Annotated in this window: 15 protein-coding genes; 12 read left to right on the forward strand and 3 right to left on the reverse strand. The window is 76.9% G+C overall.

Annotated features, from left to right (window positions below):
- Positions 1 to 30 precede the first annotated feature (30 nt).
- Positions 31 to 879, reverse strand: coding sequence for an HAD family hydrolase (locus RTG05_RS02790; RefSeq protein WP_166527372.1), 849 nt, complete (start codon positions 877 to 879; stop codon positions 31 to 33).
- 128 nt (positions 880 to 1,007) lie between these two features.
- Here RTG05_RS02790 and ssd point away from each other — a divergent pair, with 128 nt between their 5' ends.
- The 7 genes from ssd to RTG05_RS02825 all read left to right on the forward strand — a co-directional run bounded on the left by ssd (position 1,008) and on the right by RTG05_RS02825 (position 5,899).
- On the forward strand, positions 1,008 to 2,105 hold the full coding sequence (gene ssd / locus RTG05_RS02795) for a septum site-determining protein Ssd (protein ID WP_166527373.1): 1,098 nt from the start codon (positions 1,008 to 1,010) through the stop codon (positions 2,103 to 2,105).
- Positions 2,102 to 3,241 carry a TadA family conjugal transfer-associated ATPase gene (locus RTG05_RS02800; RefSeq protein WP_166527374.1) on the forward strand — a complete coding sequence of 380 codons (1,140 nt, stop codon included), beginning with the start codon at positions 2,102 to 2,104 and terminating at the stop codon, positions 3,239 to 3,241. The genes ssd and RTG05_RS02800 overlap by 4 nt, the downstream gene beginning before the upstream one ends.
- Positions 3,238 to 4,029: a pilus assembly protein TadB gene (locus RTG05_RS02805; protein ID WP_166527375.1), complete on the forward strand. Its 792-nt coding sequence runs from the start codon at positions 3,238 to 3,240 to the stop codon at positions 4,027 to 4,029. The genes RTG05_RS02800 and RTG05_RS02805 overlap by 4 nt, the downstream gene beginning before the upstream one ends.
- Entirely contained in the window at positions 4,026 to 4,748 is a 723-nt protein-coding gene (locus RTG05_RS02810) for a type II secretion system F family protein (RefSeq protein WP_166527376.1), read from the forward strand. The genes RTG05_RS02805 and RTG05_RS02810 overlap by 4 nt, the downstream gene beginning before the upstream one ends.
- Before the next feature lie 124 nt (positions 4,749 to 4,872).
- Positions 4,873 to 5,142, forward strand: a complete 270-nt coding sequence (locus RTG05_RS02815) for a DUF4244 domain-containing protein (protein WP_166527377.1) — start codon at positions 4,873 to 4,875, stop codon at positions 5,140 to 5,142.
- Complete coding sequence (locus RTG05_RS02820; RefSeq protein WP_315912261.1) at positions 5,142 to 5,528, forward strand: TadE family type IV pilus minor pilin; 387 nt, start codon at positions 5,142 to 5,144, stop codon at positions 5,526 to 5,528. Before RTG05_RS02815 ends, RTG05_RS02820 begins: the two co-directional genes overlap by 1 nt.
- A complete protein-coding gene (locus tag RTG05_RS02825; RefSeq protein WP_315912262.1) occupies positions 5,525 to 5,899 on the forward strand; it encodes an Rv3654c family TadE-like protein in 375 nt (124 codons plus the stop codon). The genes RTG05_RS02820 and RTG05_RS02825 overlap by 4 nt, the downstream gene beginning before the upstream one ends.
- Here RTG05_RS02825 and RTG05_RS02830 read toward each other — a convergent pair.
- On the reverse strand, positions 5,896 to 8,403 hold the full coding sequence (locus RTG05_RS02830; protein ID WP_315912263.1) for a DEAD/DEAH box helicase: 2,508 nt from the start codon (positions 8,401 to 8,403) through the stop codon (positions 5,896 to 5,898). The genes RTG05_RS02825 and RTG05_RS02830 overlap by 4 nt on opposite strands.
- 218 nt (positions 8,404 to 8,621) lie before the next feature.
- On the opposite strand from RTG05_RS02830, the gene RTG05_RS02835 reads away from it, so the two are divergent.
- The 5 genes from RTG05_RS02835 to RTG05_RS02855 all read left to right on the forward strand — a co-directional run bounded on the left by RTG05_RS02835 (position 8,622) and on the right by RTG05_RS02855 (position 16,688).
- Positions 8,622 to 10,883 (forward strand): sodium-translocating pyrophosphatase, encoded by a 2,262-nt coding sequence (locus RTG05_RS02835; protein WP_166527378.1) that lies wholly within the window; start codon positions 8,622 to 8,624, stop codon positions 10,881 to 10,883.
- 178 nt (positions 10,884 to 11,061) lie between these two features.
- A complete protein-coding gene (locus RTG05_RS02840) occupies positions 11,062 to 11,373 on the forward strand; it encodes a hypothetical protein (protein ID WP_166527379.1) in 312 nt (103 codons plus the stop codon).
- Entirely contained in the window at positions 11,370 to 12,848 is a 1,479-nt protein-coding gene (locus tag RTG05_RS02845) for an alpha/beta hydrolase (RefSeq protein ID WP_166527380.1), read from the forward strand. The genes RTG05_RS02840 and RTG05_RS02845 overlap by 4 nt, the downstream gene beginning before the upstream one ends.
- 201 nt (positions 12,849 to 13,049) lie before the next feature.
- Entirely contained in the window at positions 13,050 to 15,917 is a 2,868-nt protein-coding gene (topA, locus tag RTG05_RS02850; RefSeq protein ID WP_166527381.1) for a type I DNA topoisomerase, read from the forward strand.
- Between the two features lie 9 nt (positions 15,918 to 15,926).
- Positions 15,927 to 16,688: a class I SAM-dependent methyltransferase gene (locus RTG05_RS02855; protein ID WP_166527382.1), complete on the forward strand. Its 762-nt coding sequence runs from the start codon at positions 15,927 to 15,929 to the stop codon at positions 16,686 to 16,688.
- Here RTG05_RS02855 and RTG05_RS02860 read toward each other — a convergent pair.
- Positions 16,667 to 17,464 (reverse strand): trans-aconitate 2-methyltransferase, encoded by a 798-nt coding sequence (locus RTG05_RS02860; protein WP_166527383.1) that lies wholly within the window; start codon positions 17,462 to 17,464, stop codon positions 16,667 to 16,669. The two genes, RTG05_RS02855 and RTG05_RS02860, sit on opposite strands and share 22 nt — an antisense overlap.
- Positions 17,465 to 17,470 lie beyond the last annotated feature (6 nt).

Consider the following 17,470-nt stretch of genomic DNA (forward strand, 5'->3'; position numbering starts at 1 on the left):
GGGCCGCCCACCCCGTGCGGCGTGGTGCCCTCAGGCGCCGCGGCGACGCCGACGCCCGGGTGCGGCGACCGGTGCCGGCGGGACCGCGGTGACCACCCGCAGGGCGCGCCGGCGGGCGTACCAGGCCAGGCCCGCGACGGCGGCGCCCACGCTGACGGCCGCGCCGGTGACCACCGGCGCGGACGGGGTCGGGAAGCGCGAGCCCAGCGCCACCGGCCAGGTGAAGTGCAGCACCGGCCAGCCGAGCTCGGCCGCGACCCGGCGCAGCGCCCGGTCGGGGTTGACGGCGGTGGGGTGCCCCACCGCCTCGAGCATCGGCAGGTCGGTGACCGAGTCGCTGTAGGCGTGGCAGTCGGCCAGGTCGTAGCCGTTCTCCGCGGCCACCTCGCGCACCGCGGCGGCCTTGTTCTCCCCGTAGGCGTAGAAGGCGATCTCCCCGGTGTAGCGGCCGTCGACGGTCACCATGCGGGTGGCCACGACGCGGTCGACGCCGAGCATCTCGCCGATCGGCTCGACCATCTCCGCGCCGCTGCTGGACACGATGACGATCTCCCGGCCGGCCGCCCGGTGTTCCTCGATGAGGTCGGCCGCCTCGGCGTACACCATCGGTTCCACGATGTCGTGCAGCGTCTCGCGCACGATGTCGTGCACCGTGGCGACGTCCCAGCCGGTGCACATCCGGGTGAGCTGTGCCCGGAGGCGTTCCATCTGCTGGGCGTCGGCACCGGCCAGGGAGAACACGAACTGCGCGTAGGCGCCGGTGAGCACCGCACGCCGGTTGATCAGCCCGCCGTGGAAGAACGGGCGGCCGAAGGCCAGGGCGCTGGACTTCGCGATGACCGTCTTGTCCAGGTCGAAGAACGCCGCTGCGCGGGTCACGGTTCACGACTGTAGGTCTGCCAGGTGACGGTGACGGGTGTCACGGCGCCGTCCACACCCGTTTGGGTCGTCCACAGATCCCGGCCGCCCCTCGCGGCACGCGGGCCTCCCGCGCTGGGCTGGCGGGCGTGTCCGCACACCACCCGCCGTCCGCCCGCCCGCTCGTGGCCAGTGCCGACGAGGACCTGCTCGACGACCTCCTCCGGCTGCTCGCCGCGGCCGGTGCCGAACCCGAGGTCGCCACCGGCGGCCCGGCGCTGCGCCGCGCCCACCGCGAGGCGCCGCTGGTCCTGCTCGGCGCCGACCTCCTGGCCACCGCGGCGGTCCAGGCCCTGCCCCGCCGCCCCGGCGTGGTGGTCGTCGCGCCGGGGGAGCCACCCGCGCCGGTGTGGGCGGCTGCGGTGGAGCGCGGGGCCGAGCGGGTGGCGGTGCTGCCCGCCGACGAGGGCTGGCTGGTCTCCCGGGTGGCGTCGGCGCTGCGCCGTCCGGTCGACCGGGGCCGGCTGGCCGTGGTGGGCGGCAGCTGTGGCGGCGCGGGGGTGAGCACCCTGGCGGCGGCGTTGGCGCTGGCCGCCGCACGGGGTGGGGACGGCGTCCTGCTGGTCGACACCGACGGCTGGGGCGGCGGGCTGGACCTGCTGCTCGGTGCCGAGCGGGACGAGGGGCTGCGCTGGCCCGATCTCGCCGGGCTGCGCGGCCGGGTCGCCGGCGACGCGCTGGTGGCCGCGCTGCCGCAGGTCGACGGGGTGTCGGTGCTCGCCGCCTCGCGGGCCACCGCCGCGGAGGTCCCGGTGGAGGCGCTGACCGCGGTGGTGGAGGCGGTCCGCGCGGGCGGCTGGCCGGTGGTGGTCGACCTGCCCCGGACGGCGACGCCGCAGGTGGCCGGCGCGGTGCTCGCCGAGGCCGACCTCCCGGTGCTGGTCGTCCCGGCCCGGCTGCGCGCGGCGTCGGCCGCCCGCCTGCTCCTCGAACCCCGCCCCGACGGCGGCCCGGCGCCGTGGTCCCCGGCGCGGCTGGTGGTGCGCCGGGTGCCCGGCGGGCTGTCGGCCGAGGACGTCGCCGATGTGGTCGGCCGGCCGGTGCTCGCCGAGCTCGGCCACGACCGCACCGCCGTGGCGCGCGGCGAGCAGGGCCGCCCGCCCCAGGTCGGCGTCCGCTCGCCGCTGGGCGCGGTGGCCCGGCGGCTGCTCGCCGAGCTCGACCGGGCCGAGGGGGTGGCGGCGTGACCGGGGCGCTGGTCGACCGGGTCCGTGCCCGGCTGGTGCTGGAGCCCGGCGTCCCGACGCGGGCCGTCGTCGCCGCCCTGGTGCGGGAGGAGTCCGGGGGCCTGCTCAGTGACGACGACGTCCTGCGGGCGGTCCGCGACGCCGTCGACGAGCTGGCCGGCGCCGGGCCGCTGGAGGCCCTGCTGCGCGAGCCGGGAGTCAGCGACGTGCTGGTCAACGGGCCCGACCAGGTGTGGGTCGACCGTGGGACGGGGTTGGAGCGCACGCCGGTGCGCTTCCCGGACGAGGACGCGGTGCGCCGCCTGGCCGTGCGCCTCGCCGCCGCGGCCGGCCGGCGGCTGGACGACGCCGCGCCGTGGGTGGACGCCGGCCTGCCCGACGGCACCCGGCTGCACGCCGTGCTGCCACCGGTGTCCGGCGGCGGGACCTGCCTGTCCCTGCGGGTGCTGCGGCGGGCCTCGCTCTCCTTCGCCGACCTGGCCGCGCGTGGCGCCCTGCCGGGTGGGTCCGACGAGCTGCTGCGGGCCCTGGTCGCCGCCCGGCTGGCCTTCCTGGTCACCGGCGGCACCGGCTCGGGCAAGACCACGCTGCTGTCCGCCCTGCTCGGGCTGGTGCCCCCCGGCGAGCGGCTGGTCCTCTGCGAGGACGCCCCGGAGCTGGTCCCGGCGCACCCGCACGTCGTCCGGCTGCTCACCCGGCCGGCCAACGTGGAGGGCGTCGGTGAGGTGCGGTTGCGCGACCTGGTCCGCCAGGCGCTGCGGATGCGCCCGGACCGGCTCGCGGTCGGCGAGGTGCGCGGCCCGGAGGTGACCGACCTGCTCGCCGCGTTGAACACGGGCCACGACGGGGGCTGCGGCACGCTGCACGCCAACCGGCCGGCGGAGGTCCCGGCGCGGCTGGAGGCGCTCGGCGTGGCCGCGGGCCTGGACCGGCTCGCGGTGCACAGCCAGGCGGCCGCGGCCCTGGCGGTGGTGGTCCACCTGCGCCGGACGCCGTCGGGACGGCGGGTCGAGGAGGTGGGTGTGGTGCGCCGGGGCGGCGACGTCGTCGTCGTGGAGGCCGGCTGGCGCGCCGACGGCGGTCCCTGCCCGGCGGCCGCGCGGCTGGCTGGGCTGGTGTCGACGGGGCACCGGTGAGCGGGGGGCTGCTGCTGCTCGCCGCCGCCCTGCTCGCGTGGCCGGGGCCGGCGGCGCTGTGGCGGGAGCGCCGCGCGGTGACCCCGTGGGCGGACGCCGGTGCCCGCCTGCGGGCCGCCGTCCCGCTGCCGGTGCTGGCGGCCGCGGCGGCCACCGCGCTCGGTGGGCTGGTCAGCACGCCGTTGGTCGCCGTCCTCGCCGGGGGCTGTGCGGCCCTGGCCGCCCGCGCCGTGCTGCGCCGCCGGGCCGGCGCGCGGCAGGAGGCGGGCCTGGCCGCCCTGGTCGAGGCGCTGTCCGCCCTCGGCGCGGAGCTGCGCAGCGGCCGCTCGCTGGACGAGGCCACCCGCGCCGCCGTCGCCGCCTGCGCGGACGGCGACAGCGGCCGGGCGCTGGCGCGGGCGGTGCGGGCGCCGGAGGACGACGCCGGCCCGGCGCGGGAGGCCGGCGAGCTCGGGCGGGCCCTGGCCAGGGTGGCCGCGGCCGCGCGGCTGAGCACCCGCACCGGCTGTTCGCTGGCCGCGGTCGTCGGCGCCGTGGAGGACGACCTGCGTGCCCGGTCCCGCCAGCGGCTGGAACTGCACTCGGCGACCGCCGGGGCGCAGGCCAGCGCCGCGCTGCTCGCCGCGCTGCCCGTCCTGGGGCTGCTCATGGGGGGAGGCGTCGGTGCCGACCCGTGGCGGGTGCTGACCACCACGGCGACCGGTCAGGTGCTGCTCGTCGCGGGCGTCGGGTTGGAGGTCGCCGGGCTGGCGTGGTCGGCACGGCTGGTCCGCCGGGCCGTGCGGTGACCGCCCCTGCGGTGGCGCTGCTGCTGGCGGCCGCGCTGCTCTGCTGGCCGGCGCGGTCGCCGGCCGCCGTCCGGGCCCGCTGGCTGGCCGACCGGGACGGCCCCCGCCCCGCGACGACGGCCGGGGTCGGCGGTGCACGCCGGCGGTGGGTGCTCGCCGGAGCGGCCGGCCTGGCCGCCGGACTGCTGGTCGGCGGGGGGACCGGCGTGGTCGTGGCCGGGCTGGCGGTGGTCGGCGGGGAGCGGCTGCTGCGCCGTGGCAGCCGGGTGGACGCCGGTGCCGGCCCGCCGCCGGAGGAGGACCTGCCGGTCGCCTGCGACCTGCTCGCGGTCTGCCTGGAGGCCGGCCTGCCGGTGGGCGGCGCGCTCGCCGCGGTCGCCGCCGCGCTGCCCGGCCGGATCGGCCCGGAGCTGGCCACGGTCGCCGGGCTGTACCGGCTGGGTGCCGCACCCCGGCGGGCGTGGGCGGACGCCCCGGCCGGGCTGGCCGTGCTCGGCCGGGCCCTGGTGCGCGGTGGTGAGTCGGGGTCGGCCGTCGTCCCCGCGCTGCGGTCGCTGGCCGCCGACGCGCGCGCCGGCCAGCGCAGCCGCGCCGACGCCGCCGTCCGCCGGGCCGGCGTCTGGGTGCTCGCACCGCTGGGCGCCTGCTTCCTGCCGGCCTTCCTGTGCCTGGGCGTCGTGCCGCTGGTCCTGGGGATCGCCGCCGACGTCTTCGGCTGAGCCGCCCGGCGTCCACAGCCCGGGGCGGCGTCCACAGATCGCGCCGGCGGCTGTGCCCGGCCCCGCTGCCGCACGAGGGTCGGGGCACCGGCCCGGGACGCGGGCCCGACACCGAGGAGGTCCCGTGACCAGACCCTGCACCACCCGCCCCGACGGCGGGCAGCTGCCCGACGACCAGGCCACACCGGCCGACGAGGGGGTCCCGGGGCGGCTGCGGGCCCGCTGGGCCCGGCTCCGGGCCGCCGGCGAGGCGGGGATGAGCACCGCCGAGTACGCCGTCGGCACCGTGGCGGCTTGCGCGTTCGCCGCCGTCCTCTACCGGGTGGTCACCGGGGGCTCGGTGGTCGAGGGGCTCAGCGCCCTCGTCGCCGACGCGCTGGCCACCCTGTCCTGATGGCCCGGCGGCGCCGCGCCGGCCGGGGGTCCGGTGAGGCCGGCATGGTGACCGCCGAGACGGCGGTCGTGCTGCCGGTGCTGCTGCTCGTCCTGGCCGGCGCGGTGGCCGCCGTCACCGTCGTCGGCGCGCAACTGCGCTGTGTCGACGCCGCTCGCGAGGGGGCCCGGGCCGCCGCCCGGGGCGAGGACACCGCGCTGGTGACCGCCCTGACCGGCCGGGCCGCCCCGGCCGGCGCCCGGACCACCGTGGCCGGGGACGCGACCACGGTCACCGTCACGGTCGTCGCCGACGTGGCGCCGCTCGGCCCGGTGCCGCTGCGGGTCCCGGTGGCGGCCTCCGCGGTCACCTGGCGGGAGCCCGGGGCCGCCGAGGGGGCCGGGTGACCCGGCCGGGCCGCCTCGCCGGGGAGCGGGGGTCGGCCACGGTGTGGGTGGTGGCGCTGTCCGGCGTCCTCGCCGCGATCGGGGTGGCGGCGGTGCTCGTCGGGACGGCGGTGGTCGGGCGGCACCGGGCGGCCGCCGCGGCCGACCTGGCGGCCCTCGCCGCGGCCGAGCGCGCCGTCCGCGGCGACCCCGGGGCGTGCACCACGGCCGGTGAGGTGGCCGCCGCCAACGGCGCCCGGCTGACCGCCTGCACCCTCGGTGGCGGCGCGGTCGTCGAGGTCGCCGTCGAGGTGCCCGTCCGGCTCGGCCCGCTGGGCGTGCCCGCCGCCGGCGCCCGCGCCCGGGCCGGCCCGGTCCTCTCGGCGGCCTAGAAGACCAGGTCGTCGGCGTCGCCGCCGCAGGAGCCGGTGCCGTCCGGAGCGGGCGCCGGACCGTCGCCCGGCCCGCCGGTGACCGGACCGTCGTCCGCCGCGGGCGGGCCCGCCTCCTCGGCGGCGGCCAGCTCGTCGAGGACGACGTCGAGCACCCGCACCGCGCCGGCCTTGTCCAGCGGCTCATTGCCGTTGCCGCACTTGGGCGACTGCACGCAGGACGGGCAGCCGCTGTCGCACTCGCAGCTGGCCACCGTCGCCCGGGTCGCCTGCAGCCAGCTCCGCAGCACCGCGAAGCCGCGCTCGGCGAACCCGGCGCCCCCCGGGTGCCCGTCGTAGACCACGATGGTGGCCGCGCCGGTGTCGGGGTGCAGGGCGGTGGACACCCCGCCGAGGTCCCACCGGTCGCAGGTGGCCAGCAGCGGGAGGATGCCGATGGCGGCGTGCTCGGCGGCGTGCAGCGACCCGGGCAGCTCCGCGTCGCCCACCTCGGCCCGCCCGACGGCCCGCTCGTCGAGGGTCAGCCACACCGCGCGGGTGCGCAGCTGGCGGGCCGGCAGGTCCAGCGGGAACTCGGCGAGCACCTCACCGCTGCCCAGCCGGCGGCGCTGGTAGGCGACCACCTGGTTGGTCACGTCGACCACCCCGGTGTGCGCGGTGACCGTGCCGAGGGAGCGCGAGCGGTCGGTGGCGGCGATCGCGAGGTCGGTGACGTCCCGGGCCACCGTCGTCCACTCCGGGCTCTCCGCGTGCACCACCGCGACGGCGTCGTCGACGCACAGCTCGTCCACCACGTAGGACTCACCGCGGTGCACGTAGACCGCGCCGGTGTGCACCGTGGCGTGCGCGGCGTCGCCGTCCACCGTGCCGAGCAGCCGCCCGGTGTCGCCCTCGATGATCGTAACCGGCGCCAGCCCGCTGCCGCGGATGTCGACGTCCGGGCGCCCCCGCCCGGCCCAGTACCAGCCGGTGGGACGGCGGCGCAGCACCCCCTCGGCCACCAGCTCCGCCACCCGGGCCTGCGCCGCCGGGCCGCCGAAGTCGGCCAGGTCCTCCGGGACCAGGGGGAGCTCCGCGGCGGCGCAGCACAGCTGCGGGCCGAGCACGTAGGGATTGGTCGGGTCGGTGACCGTGGCCTCCACCGGGCGGCCGAAGACCGCGCGCGGGTGGTGGGCCAGGTAGTGGTCCAGCGGGTCGTCGCGGGCGACGAAGACGACCAGTGACTCCCGCTGCGCTCGGCCCGCGCGGCCGGCCTGCTGCCACAGCGAGGCCAGCGTGCCGGGGTAGCCGGCCAGCACGACGGCGTCCAGGCCGGCGATGTCGATGCCGAGCTCCAGGGCGTTGGTCGTGGCCACGCCGAACAGGTCGCCCGACGACAGCGCCCGTTCCAGCTCGCGGCGCTCCTCGGGCAGGTAGCCGCCGCGGTAGGAGTCCACCCGGCGGGCCAGGTCGCCGCGGCCGCGGTCCCGCAGGACGGAGCGGGCCTGCTCGGCCACCGACTCCGCGCTGCGTCGCGAGCGCACGAACGCCAGCGTGCGGGCCCCGCGCTCGACCAGGTCGGCCAGCAGCGTGGCGGCGTCGGCCGCCGCCGAGCGGCGCAGGGGGGCGCCGTGCTCCCCGGTGCGCTCGGTCAGCGGGGGCTCCCACAGCGCGAACGTCGCCCCGGGCCGCGGCGAGCCGTCCTCGGTCACCGCCACGACCGGCGCGCCGACCAGGCGGGTCGCCGCCGCAGCCGGCTCGGCCACCGTGGCCGACGCGAGCAGGAACACCGGCTCCGCGCCGTAGCGGCGGCAGATCCGCCGCAGCCGGCGCAGCACGTGGCCGACGTGGGAGCCGAAGACCCCGCGGTAGGCGTGGCACTCGTCGACCACCACGTAGGCCAGCCGGCGCAGCGTGCTGGACCACCGCTGGTGGGCCGGCAGCACCCCACGGTGCAGCATGTCGGGGTTGGTGACGATCCAGCGCGAGTGCCGCCGGACCCACTCCCGCTCCTCCATGGGCGTGTCGCCGTCGTAGGCGGCCGGCCGCACCGACGGGTCGGCCAGCGCGGCCACCGACCCCAGCTGGTCGCGCGCCAGCGCCTTGGTCGGCGCGAGGTAGAGCACGCAGGCACGGGGGTCCTCGGCCAGCCGGGTGAGCGCCGGCACCTGGTAGGCCAGCGACTTGCCCGACGCCGTCCCGGTGGCGACGACGACGTGTGCGCCGTCCCGGGCCAGCTGTGCGGCCTGCACCTGGTGCCGCCAGGGCACGCGGACGCCCTGGGCCTCCAGCCGGGCGCGCAGCTCCGGGCCCACCCAGGCCGGCCAGGGCAGGGTCCGGCCGTCCCGCACCGGCAGCCGGTGCACGTGGGTGACCGGCTGCTCCTCCTCCGGAGTGCCGGACAGGACGGCGGCCAGCAGGTCCGCCCCGGGCAGCGGGGCACCGGCGGGGGAGGGCGACCCACCCTGGGGAAGAGGGTCCCGGCCGGGAGGGGGAGCCGACCGGACCACGTGGAGCGAGGTCACCTCCTCACTGTCACACCTCCGGGCGACCTGCCGCTGCCCGTGGGCCACGCCGCTGGGGGGACGACGGCAACTCGACGAGCCGCGGGGCTAGCGGCACAGGGTGTGATTCCGCTTACACTCCGGCGGCACCAGCCACACGGTCCCGTGCGCGCTGGACGCACACCTCCGCCGACCGGAGCGGGTGGGCCTCGGCGGCCGCTGACTGCTGGAGGAAACACATGCCGGACAGTGCGCTCTCCGGCGGGGACGTCGTCCTGGTGACGGTCGTGCTCGCCATCTCCCTCGCCGCCCTCGCCTTCGCCGCCTACCTCGTCCGCGCCGTCCTGGCGGCGGAGCAGGGGACGGCGACCATGCGCGAGATCGCCGTGGCGGTGCAGGAGGGTGCCGCGGCGTTCCTGCGCAGACAGTTCCGCACCCTCGGCGTCTTCGCCGTCGTCGTCTTCCTGCTCCTGCTGCTCCTCCCGGTGGCCGACGGCGGATTGGGGACCCGCCTCGGCCGCGCGCTGTTCTTCCTGGTCGGGGCCGTGTTCTCGGCGGCGGTCGGCTTCATCGGCATGACGCTGGCGACCCGCGGCAACGTCCGGGTCGCCGAGGCGGCCCGCAGCGGTGGCTACCAGCCCGCCTTCCGCATCGCCTACCGCACCGGGGGCGTGGTCGGGATGATCACCATCGGGCTGGGCCTGTTCGGGTCGGCTCTGGCGCTGCTGCTGTTCCGGGACACCGCCCCGATCGTCCTCGAGGGGTTCGGCTTCGGCGGCGCCCTGCTGGCGATGTTCATGCGCGTCGGCGGCGGCATCTTCACCAAGGCCGCCGACGTCGGCGCGGACCTGGTCGGCAAGGTGGAGGCCGGCATCCCCGAGGACGACCCGCGCAACGCCGCCACCATCGCCGACAACGTGGGCGACAACGTCGGGGACTGCGCCGGCATGGCCGCGGACCTCTTCGAGTCCTACGCGGTGACCCTGGTCGCCGCGCTCATCCTCGGTCAGGTCTTCTTCGGCAACGTGGGCATGGTGTTCCCCCTGCTGGTCGCGGCCATCGGCGTGATCGCCTCGGTCGTCGGGGTGCTCGCGAGCAGGCCGGGGACGAACGACGCCACCGGGATGGTCCCGATCAACCGCGGTTTCTTCGCCTCCGCCGTGGTCTCCCTGGTCCTCGTCGCCGCGGCGTCCTTCCTCTACCTGCCCGGCGTCTCCGACGTGGCCGACCTGTCGGTCAGCCCGCAGGTGCTCGGCTTCGTGTCCGTCCTCGTCGGCGTCGTCCTGGCCGCGACCATCCAGCAGCTCACCGGCTACTTCACCGAGACCAGCCGCAAGCCGGTGAAGGACATCGGCCGCAGCTCGCTGACCGGCCCGGCCACCGTCATCCTCTCCGGCATCTCCCTCGGGCTGGAGTCCGCCGTGTACGCGGCGCTGCTGATCGGCGGCGCCGTCTACGGCGCCTTCCTGGTCGGCGGTGGCGCCGCCCTCTACGCCGTCGCGCTCGCCGGGTGCGGCCTGCTCACCACGGCCGGCGTCATCGTCGCGATGGACACCTTCGGCCCGGTGAGCGACAACGCGCAGGGCATCGCCGAGATGTCCGGCGACATCGACGAGGAGGGCGCCCGGGTGCTCACCGACCTCGACGCCGTCGGCAACACCACCAAGGCCATCACCAAGGGCATCGCGATCGCCACCGCGGTGCTGGCCGCCACCGCGCTCTTCGGGTCCTACAACGCCCAGGTCGGGGTGGCGCTCGAGGAGGCCGGCGAGACCCTGGGGGACTCCTTCAGCCTGGTCAACCCGAACAACGTCGTCGGCGCGGTGCTCGGCGCCGCAGTGGTCTTCTTCTTCTCCGGTCTGGCCATCAGCGCCGTGTCCCGGGCGGCCGGCCGGGTGGTCTTCGAGGTGCGGGAGCAGTTCCGCACCCGGCCGGGGATCATGGACCGCACCGAGCGGCCCGACTACAGCGCCGTGGTCGACATCTGCACCAAGGACTCGCTGCGCGAGCTGGCGACCCCCGGCCTGCTGGCCGTCCTCGCCCCGGTCGCGGTGGGCTTCGGTCTGGGCATCGGCCCGTTGGCGGCCTACCTCGTCGGCGCCATCGCGGCCGGGACGCTGATGGCGGTCTTCCTGGCCAACTCCGGTGGTGCCTGGGACAACGCGAAGAAGATGGTCGAGGACGGCGCCTACGGCGGCAAGGGCAGCGAGGCGCACGCCGCGACCGTCATCGGCGACACCGTCGGCGACCCGTTCAAGGACACCGCCGGGCCGGCGATCAACCCGCTGATCAAGGTGATGAACCTGGTCGCGCTGATCATCGCCCCCGCCGTCGTCGCGCTGTCGGTCGGCGAGGACGCCCAGACGGGCCTGCGCATCGCCATCGCGCTCGGCGCGGTGCTGGTGATCGTGGCCGCCGTCGTGGTCTCCAAGCGCCGCTCGGTCGTCGTCGGTGGCGCATCGGCCGACAGCTCCTCGTCGCTGACCACCAGCGTCCCCTGACCACACGCGCCCGACCCTGGGGCTCGCGCCGGTCGCGCGGGAGGTCCGGCACCGGTCTGTGGACGACGACCGGACCTGTGGACGGCCGGCCCCGGGGTGACGTGCGGCCGCCCTAGCGTCCCGGCGCACCGGACCCGCCGTGGGCCCGGTCAGTCGCCGGGAGGTCCTCGTGTCCGTCATGTCCGTCGAACCCGATGCCGTCGACGGGTTGGCCGCGGAGCTCCTCGGGCTGGCGGCCGGTCTGTCCACCGAGGCCGACGAGTGCGACCGGGCCGTCGGGCTCCTCCGGTCGGCCGCCGTGGGCGATCTCGCCGCCGCCACGGCGACGGCCGGCCGAGCGTGGTCGCAGGTGATCGGCTGCCTGGCGCAGGGCAACGCCACCTTCTCCTCCGCGCTGTACACGGTGGCCGCCGAGTACCGGGCCGCGGACGCCGCCCTCGCGCAGCACATCGGGAGCTCGCCGGCCGCCGAGGCGGCCGGTCCCCGGTGATCGACCGCGACGTCGCGGCGATGACGACCTGGGACGTCGGGCAGCTGCGTGCCGCCGTGACAGTGCTCGACGCCGTGCTGGACCGGCTGCCCGCTGCCCACCACCGGTTCGACGAGGTCACCCGGACGGTCTGGTCGGGCGCGGTGTGGAGCGGTCCGACAGGGCTCGCGGCGGCCGGTTCGCTGTCCCGGATGTCCGCGGTCGCGCACTCGGCCGCCGGGGCGCTGGAGGACTCGCTCGGCTGGCTCCGCCGCGCGGTCTCCGCAGCCGCCGAGGCGCAGGAGGTCGCCTGCCGGGCCGCCGAGGTCGCGGAGCGCCTGAGGCACGGCAAGGCGGCGGTGACGCTCGGTGCCACGGGCGCCGATGGCCTCGACCTGGCCGCCCTGAGCGCGCAGCTCGAGGCCCTCCAGGACCGCGCCCGGCAGCACGCCGCCGATGCCTCGGCGGCGGCCGCTGTCGCCCACGAGACCGTCCCCCGGCTCGACGCGGTGGCCGATCTGGCGCCGACGAGCTGGCGCGGCTGGACGAGCGGACTGCCGGGGCGGCACCTGGTCGAGCCGCCCAGGATGCCGACCGGAGCGGTGCCGGAGGACACGGCGGCGTGGTGGTCGGTGATGTCGCCGGCGCAGCAGCTCGCCGCGATCGCCCGGGACCCTGCGGCGGTGGGTGCACTCGCCGGCGTCCCGGCGTGGGCGCGGGACCGGGCCAACCGCGTGCTGCTCGCCCAGGCCGTCGCCGGGGGGACGGGCGCCGATGCGGACACCGCCACGGCGATCGCGCACGAGATCCACGACCGCGAGACGGCAGGTGAGACGGTGCAGCTGCTCGAGTTGGACGTGCGCGAGGGTCTGGTGGCCCTCGCCGTCGGCGACCTGGACACCGCCGACTCCATCGCCCTCCTGGTGCCGGGTGTGGGCACCGATGCGGTCGGTGACCTCGACGACCTCGTCGAGGACGTCACCGCCATCGGTGACGCTGCGCTCTCCGTGGATCCGCACCAGAGCGTCGCGGCCCTCGCCTGGCTGTCCTACCGGCCACCCAACGCCGACGTCGGTGCACTTCGCACGGACGCCGCCGAGAAGGGTGGGCGGGCATTGGACCGCACCGTGAACGGGATCGCAGCCTCGCGGAGCGGCGCCCCAGCACGCACCACCGTGGTCGCGCACAGCTACGGAACCGTCGCCACCCACTGGGCAGCTCAGCAGCCTGGTGACCTGCCGGTCGACAACGTCGTCGTGATCGGCAGTCCCGGCATGCCGGCGGCCGCGGCCGAGCTGGAAGCTGATCAGGTCTACGAGGCCTCCTCGTTGACCGATCCGGTCGTGCTCTCCGACTGGCACGGGATCCCCACCTACGTCGACGGCTTCGGCGCAGTGGAACTACCGGTCGACTGGGACACCGGGCACTCCGAGTACCTGGATCCCGACCGTCCCACGCTGACCGCCGTCGGTGAGGTGGTGGCCGGGGTGCGATGACCGGAACCCACGAACGCGTCCGGGAACACGGGGCCGTCGTCGACCATTGGAGCGGGTGACGGCGCGCCCACGGTGGGTCGCCACCGGGCTCCTGCCGGGGTCGGTGGCCTACCGTGACCCCGCCGAGGGCGGCGCGCAGCGACCGCGCCGCCCGGCGCCGTACCGCCGGCGCCCGCACCGAGCAGCACCGACAGGAGCACCGTGGCACCCACGAAGACCACGACCACCGGCACCGCCGCGGCGGCCGCCGGCGGCACGAGCACGCCTGCCCGCCGCCGGCCCGCCGCGACGGGCGGGGGGCGGCCGCTGGTCATCGTGGAGTCCCCGACCAAGGCGGGGAAGATCGCCGGCTACCTGGGCAACGGCTACGTCGTCGAGGCCAGCGTCGGACACATCCGCGACCTGCCGCGCAACGCCGCCGACGTGCCGGCCGAGCACAAGGGCGAGTCGTGGGCGCGCCTGGGCGTCGACGTCGACAACTCCTTCGAGCCCCTGTACGTGGTCAGCCCGGACCGCAAGCAGCAGGTCAGCCGGCTCAGGCAGCTGGTCAAGGACGCCAGCGAGGTCTACCTGGCCACCGACGAGGACCGCGAGGGCGAGGCCATCGCCTGGCACCTGGTGGACACGCTCAAGCCCCGGGTGCCGGTGCGCCGGATGGTCTTCCACGAGATCACCCCCGAGGCCATCGCCCGCGCGGTGGCCAACCCCCGCGAGCTGGACACCGCACTGGTCGACGCGCAGGAGACCCGCCGCATCCTCGACCGGCTCTACGGCTACGAGGTCAGCCCCGTGCTGTGGAAGAAGGTGCTGCCCAAGCTGTCGGCCGGCCGGGTGCAGTCGGTCGCCACCCGCATCGTCGTGGAGCGGGAGCGGGAGCGCATGGCGTTCCACGCCGCCGACTACTGGTCGCTGGAGGGCACGTTCGCCGTCGGGCGCGCCACCGGCAGCGACGAGGGCGAGCCGACGACGCTGCGCGCCCGGCTGGTCAGCGTCGACGACAGCCGGGTCGCCACCGGCCGCGACTTCGACCCGTCGACCGGCCGGGTCACCGGTGACGTCGTCCACCTCGACGAGGCCGGCGCCCGTGGGCTGGCTGCGCGGCTCGAGGGCCGGCAGGTGACGGTCAGCCGGGTCGACGAGAAGCCCTACCGGCGGCGTCCGTACGCGCCGTTCATCACCTCGACGCTGCAGATGGAGGCCGGCCGCAAGCTCGGCTGGTCCTCGTCGCAGGTCATGCGGGTGGCCCAGCGGCTGTACGAGAACGGCCACATCACCTACATGCGCACGGACTCGACCAACCTCTCCGAGGAGGCGGTCAACGCCGCCCGCACCCAGGCCCGCGAGCTCTACGGCGACGCCTACGTGCCCGCCGAGGCCCGTCGCTACAGCAAGAAGGTCAAGGGCGCGCAGGAGGCGCACGAGGCGATCCGTCCCGCCGGCGACGTCTTCCGCACCCCCGGGCAGCTCTCCGGCCAGCTCGCCCGCGACGAGTTCCGCCTCTACGAGCTGATCTGGCAGCGCACCGTCGCCTCGCAGATGGCCGACGCCGTCGGGCAGACCGTGAGCATCCGGCTGGCCGGTCGCAGCGCCACCGACGAGGCCGTGGAGTTCACCGCCTCGGGGCGCACCATCACCTTCCCCGGCTTCCTGCGCGCCTACGTCGAGTCCCGCGACGAGGGCTCCTCCGGCGGCGATGACGAGCACGGCAGCGACGACGCCGAGCGCCGGCTGCCCCGCGTCGAGCGCGGGCAGCAGCTGGACACCCGCGAGCTGGAGCCCAAGGGGCACACCACGAGCCCGCCGGCCCGCTACACCGAGCCCAGCCTGGTGGCCCGTCTGCAGGACCTCAACATCGGGCGGCCGTCGACCTACGCGTCGATCATGCAGACCATCCAGGACCGCGGGTACGTCTGGAAGAAGGGCTCCGCGCTGGTGCCCTCCTTCACCGCCTTCGCCGTGGTGAACCTGCTCGAGCAGCACTTCGCCGCGCTGGTCGACTACGACTTCACGGCCTCGCTGGAGAGCGAGCTCGACGAGATCGCCAGCGGCGAACTGGGCCGGGTCGACTGGCTGACCGAGTTCTACTTCGGCGGCGAGGGCCGGCACGCCGGCGGCATCGCCGCGTCCGGCGGGCTCAAGCAGGTCATCGGCCAGCAGCTGGAGGAGATCGACGCCCGCGGGGTGAACTCCATCCCGCTGCGGGCCACCGGGCCGGACGGGGCGCCGGTCGTCGTCCGCGTCGGGCGCTACGGCCCCTACCTGCAGGTCGGGGGGGAGGACGGCCCGCGGGTCAGCCTCCCGGAGGACCTCGCGCCCGACGAGCTGACCCAGGAGCGGGTCGCGGAGCTGCTCGCCGCGCCCTCCGGTGACCGCGAGCTCGGCACCGACCCGGCGTCGGGCCTGCCGGTCGTGGTCAAGGCCGGTCGCTACGGCCCCTACGTCACCACGGTCGTGCCCGAGGGCAGCAAGGAGGGCCCGCGGACGGCGAGCCTGTTCTCCTCGATGTCCCCGGAGACGGTGACCCTGGAGCAGGCGCTGCAGCTGCTGACCCTGCCGCGCACGGTCGGCACCGCGCCCGACGGCGAGGAGATCCAGGCTCTCAACGGCCGGTACGGGCCCTACCTGAAGAAGGGCAGCGACTCCCGGTCGCTGGAGTCCGAGGACCGGCTGTTCAGCATCACCCTCGACGAGGCGCTGGCGGTCTTCGCCCAGCCGAAGCAGCGCGGCCGGGCGGCCGCCAAGGCCCCGCTCAAGGAGCTGGGCGCCGACCCGGTCACCCAGGGCACGGTCACCGTCCGCGAGGGCCGCTTCGGCCCCTACGTGACCGACGGCGAGACCAACGCCAGCCTGCGCAAGGGCGACGACGTGGAGAGCATCACCCTCGAGCGGGCCGCCGAGCTGCTGGCCGACCGGCGCGCCAACCCGGGCACGCGGAAGAAGGCGACGGCGAAGAAGACCACCGCCAAGAAGACCCCCGCGAAGAAGGCGACGGCGAAGAAGGCCACCGCGAAGAAGGCGACCACCGCGAAGACGTCCGCCGCGGGCAGCGACGCGGTCCCCGCGGGCTGAGCCCCCCCCGTGACGAGGAGCCGGACCGGCCGGGACGCCTGGCAGGAGCAGCGGGCGTCCTTCGGCACCGTCGCCACCGGGTACGCGGCACACCGGCCGACCTACCCGGCCGACGCGGTGGCCTTCCTCCTGGGCGGGCGGCGGCGCGTCCTCGACCTGGGCGCGGGCACCGGCCTGCTCACCGGTGTCCTGCTGGCTGCCGGGCACGAGGTGGTCGCCGTCGACCCGGCCGGCCCGATGCTCGCCGAGTTGCGCGCCCGGTACCCCCAGGTGGTGACGCACGTCGGGGAGGCGGAGGCGGTCCCGCTGCCCGACGGCAGCGTGGACGCCGTCGTCGCCGGCCAGGCCGCGCACTGGTTCGACCCGGAGCCGGCGGCTGCCGAGGTGCGGCGGGTGCTGCGCCCCGGCGGCGTGGTCGGGCTGGTCTGGAACACCCGCGACGACCAGGTGCCCTGGGTGGCCGCGCTCGAGGCGGTGCTGGCCGGTGTCGCGCGGGCCCACACCGCCGACCGCGCGGTGGTCGACGCCTTCGCCCGGGCACTGGACGCCCGGGTCGGGCACCACCGCTCCGGCACGGTGCAGCGGGTGACCCCGGAGCAGGTGGTCGCCGGCATCGCCACCCGCAGCTACGCCGCGACGATGGACGACGCCGGCCGGGGGGCGTTCCTGGGCGCGGTGCGGGCGCTCCTGGACACCCACCCGGACACCTGCGGCAAGGACGTCGTCGACCTCCCGTACCGCACGGACGCCTACCGGCTCACCCCGCGCTGACCGACGGCGAACACCCGCCGGAAGGGCAGCAGCGTGGTCCCGTCCGCCCGGGGCGGGTAGGCCGCCCGCAGTGCCGCGGCGTACTCGGCGGTCAGCTCGGCGGCGTCGTCCTCCCCGAGCCGGGCCAGCACCGGGCGCAGCACGGTGCTGCGGACCCAGCCGAGCACCGGGTCCGCCCCGCGCAGCACGTGCAGGTACGTCGTCTCCCACGCGTCGACGGCCAGCCCCGCCCCGGCGAGCACCTCGAGGTAACCCGCCGGGTCCAGCACGGCGTCCTCGGCCGGCGCCGCGTCGCCCACCGCCCCGGCCCAGCGCGGCGAGCGGCACAGCCCGGCGAGCAGCGCGTGCGTCGGCGCCCGCCAGTTGCCGGGGACCTGCAGCGCCAGCCACCCCCCGGGCGCCAGCTGCCCGGCCCACCGGCGCAGCAGCGCGTCGTGCCCGGGCACCCAGTGCAGGACGGCGTTGGTGACCAGCACGTCGACCGGCCCGTCCGGCGCCCACCCCTGCACGTCGCCGGCCGCGAACCGCACCCGCCCGGGGACGGCGTGGGCGGCCGCCGCGGCCAGCATCTCCGCCGAGTTGTCGATCCCGGTCACCTGCGCCCCGGGCCAGCGCTGCGCCAGCGACGCGGTCAGGGCGCCCTCGCCGCAGCCGAGGTCCACGACGCTGCGCGGGTCGCGCGCGCCCACGCGGGCCAGCAGGTCGGTGAACGGCCGCGCCCGCTCGTCGCCGAACCGCAGGTAGCCGGCCGGGTCCCAGGCGGCGGTGGAGGTCACGGGCCC

The organism is Geodermatophilus sp. DSM 44513 (assembly GCF_032460525.1).
Lineage (GTDB): Bacteria > Actinomycetota > Actinomycetes > Mycobacteriales > Geodermatophilaceae > Geodermatophilus.

Excerpts from the sequence above, each read along its gene's own strand:
- RTG05_RS02820 (WP_315912261.1), top strand. The coding sequence starts at position 5,142 with ATGGCCCGGCGGCGCCGCGCCGGCCGGGGGTCCGGTGAGGCCGGCATG.
- RTG05_RS02835 (WP_166527378.1), top strand. The coding sequence starts at position 8,622 with ATGCCGGACAGTGCGCTCTCCGGCGGGGACGTCGTCCTGGTGACGGTC.
- RTG05_RS02840 (WP_166527379.1), top strand. The coding sequence starts at position 11,062 with ATGTCCGTCGAACCCGATGCCGTCGACGGGTTGGCCGCGGAGCTCCTC.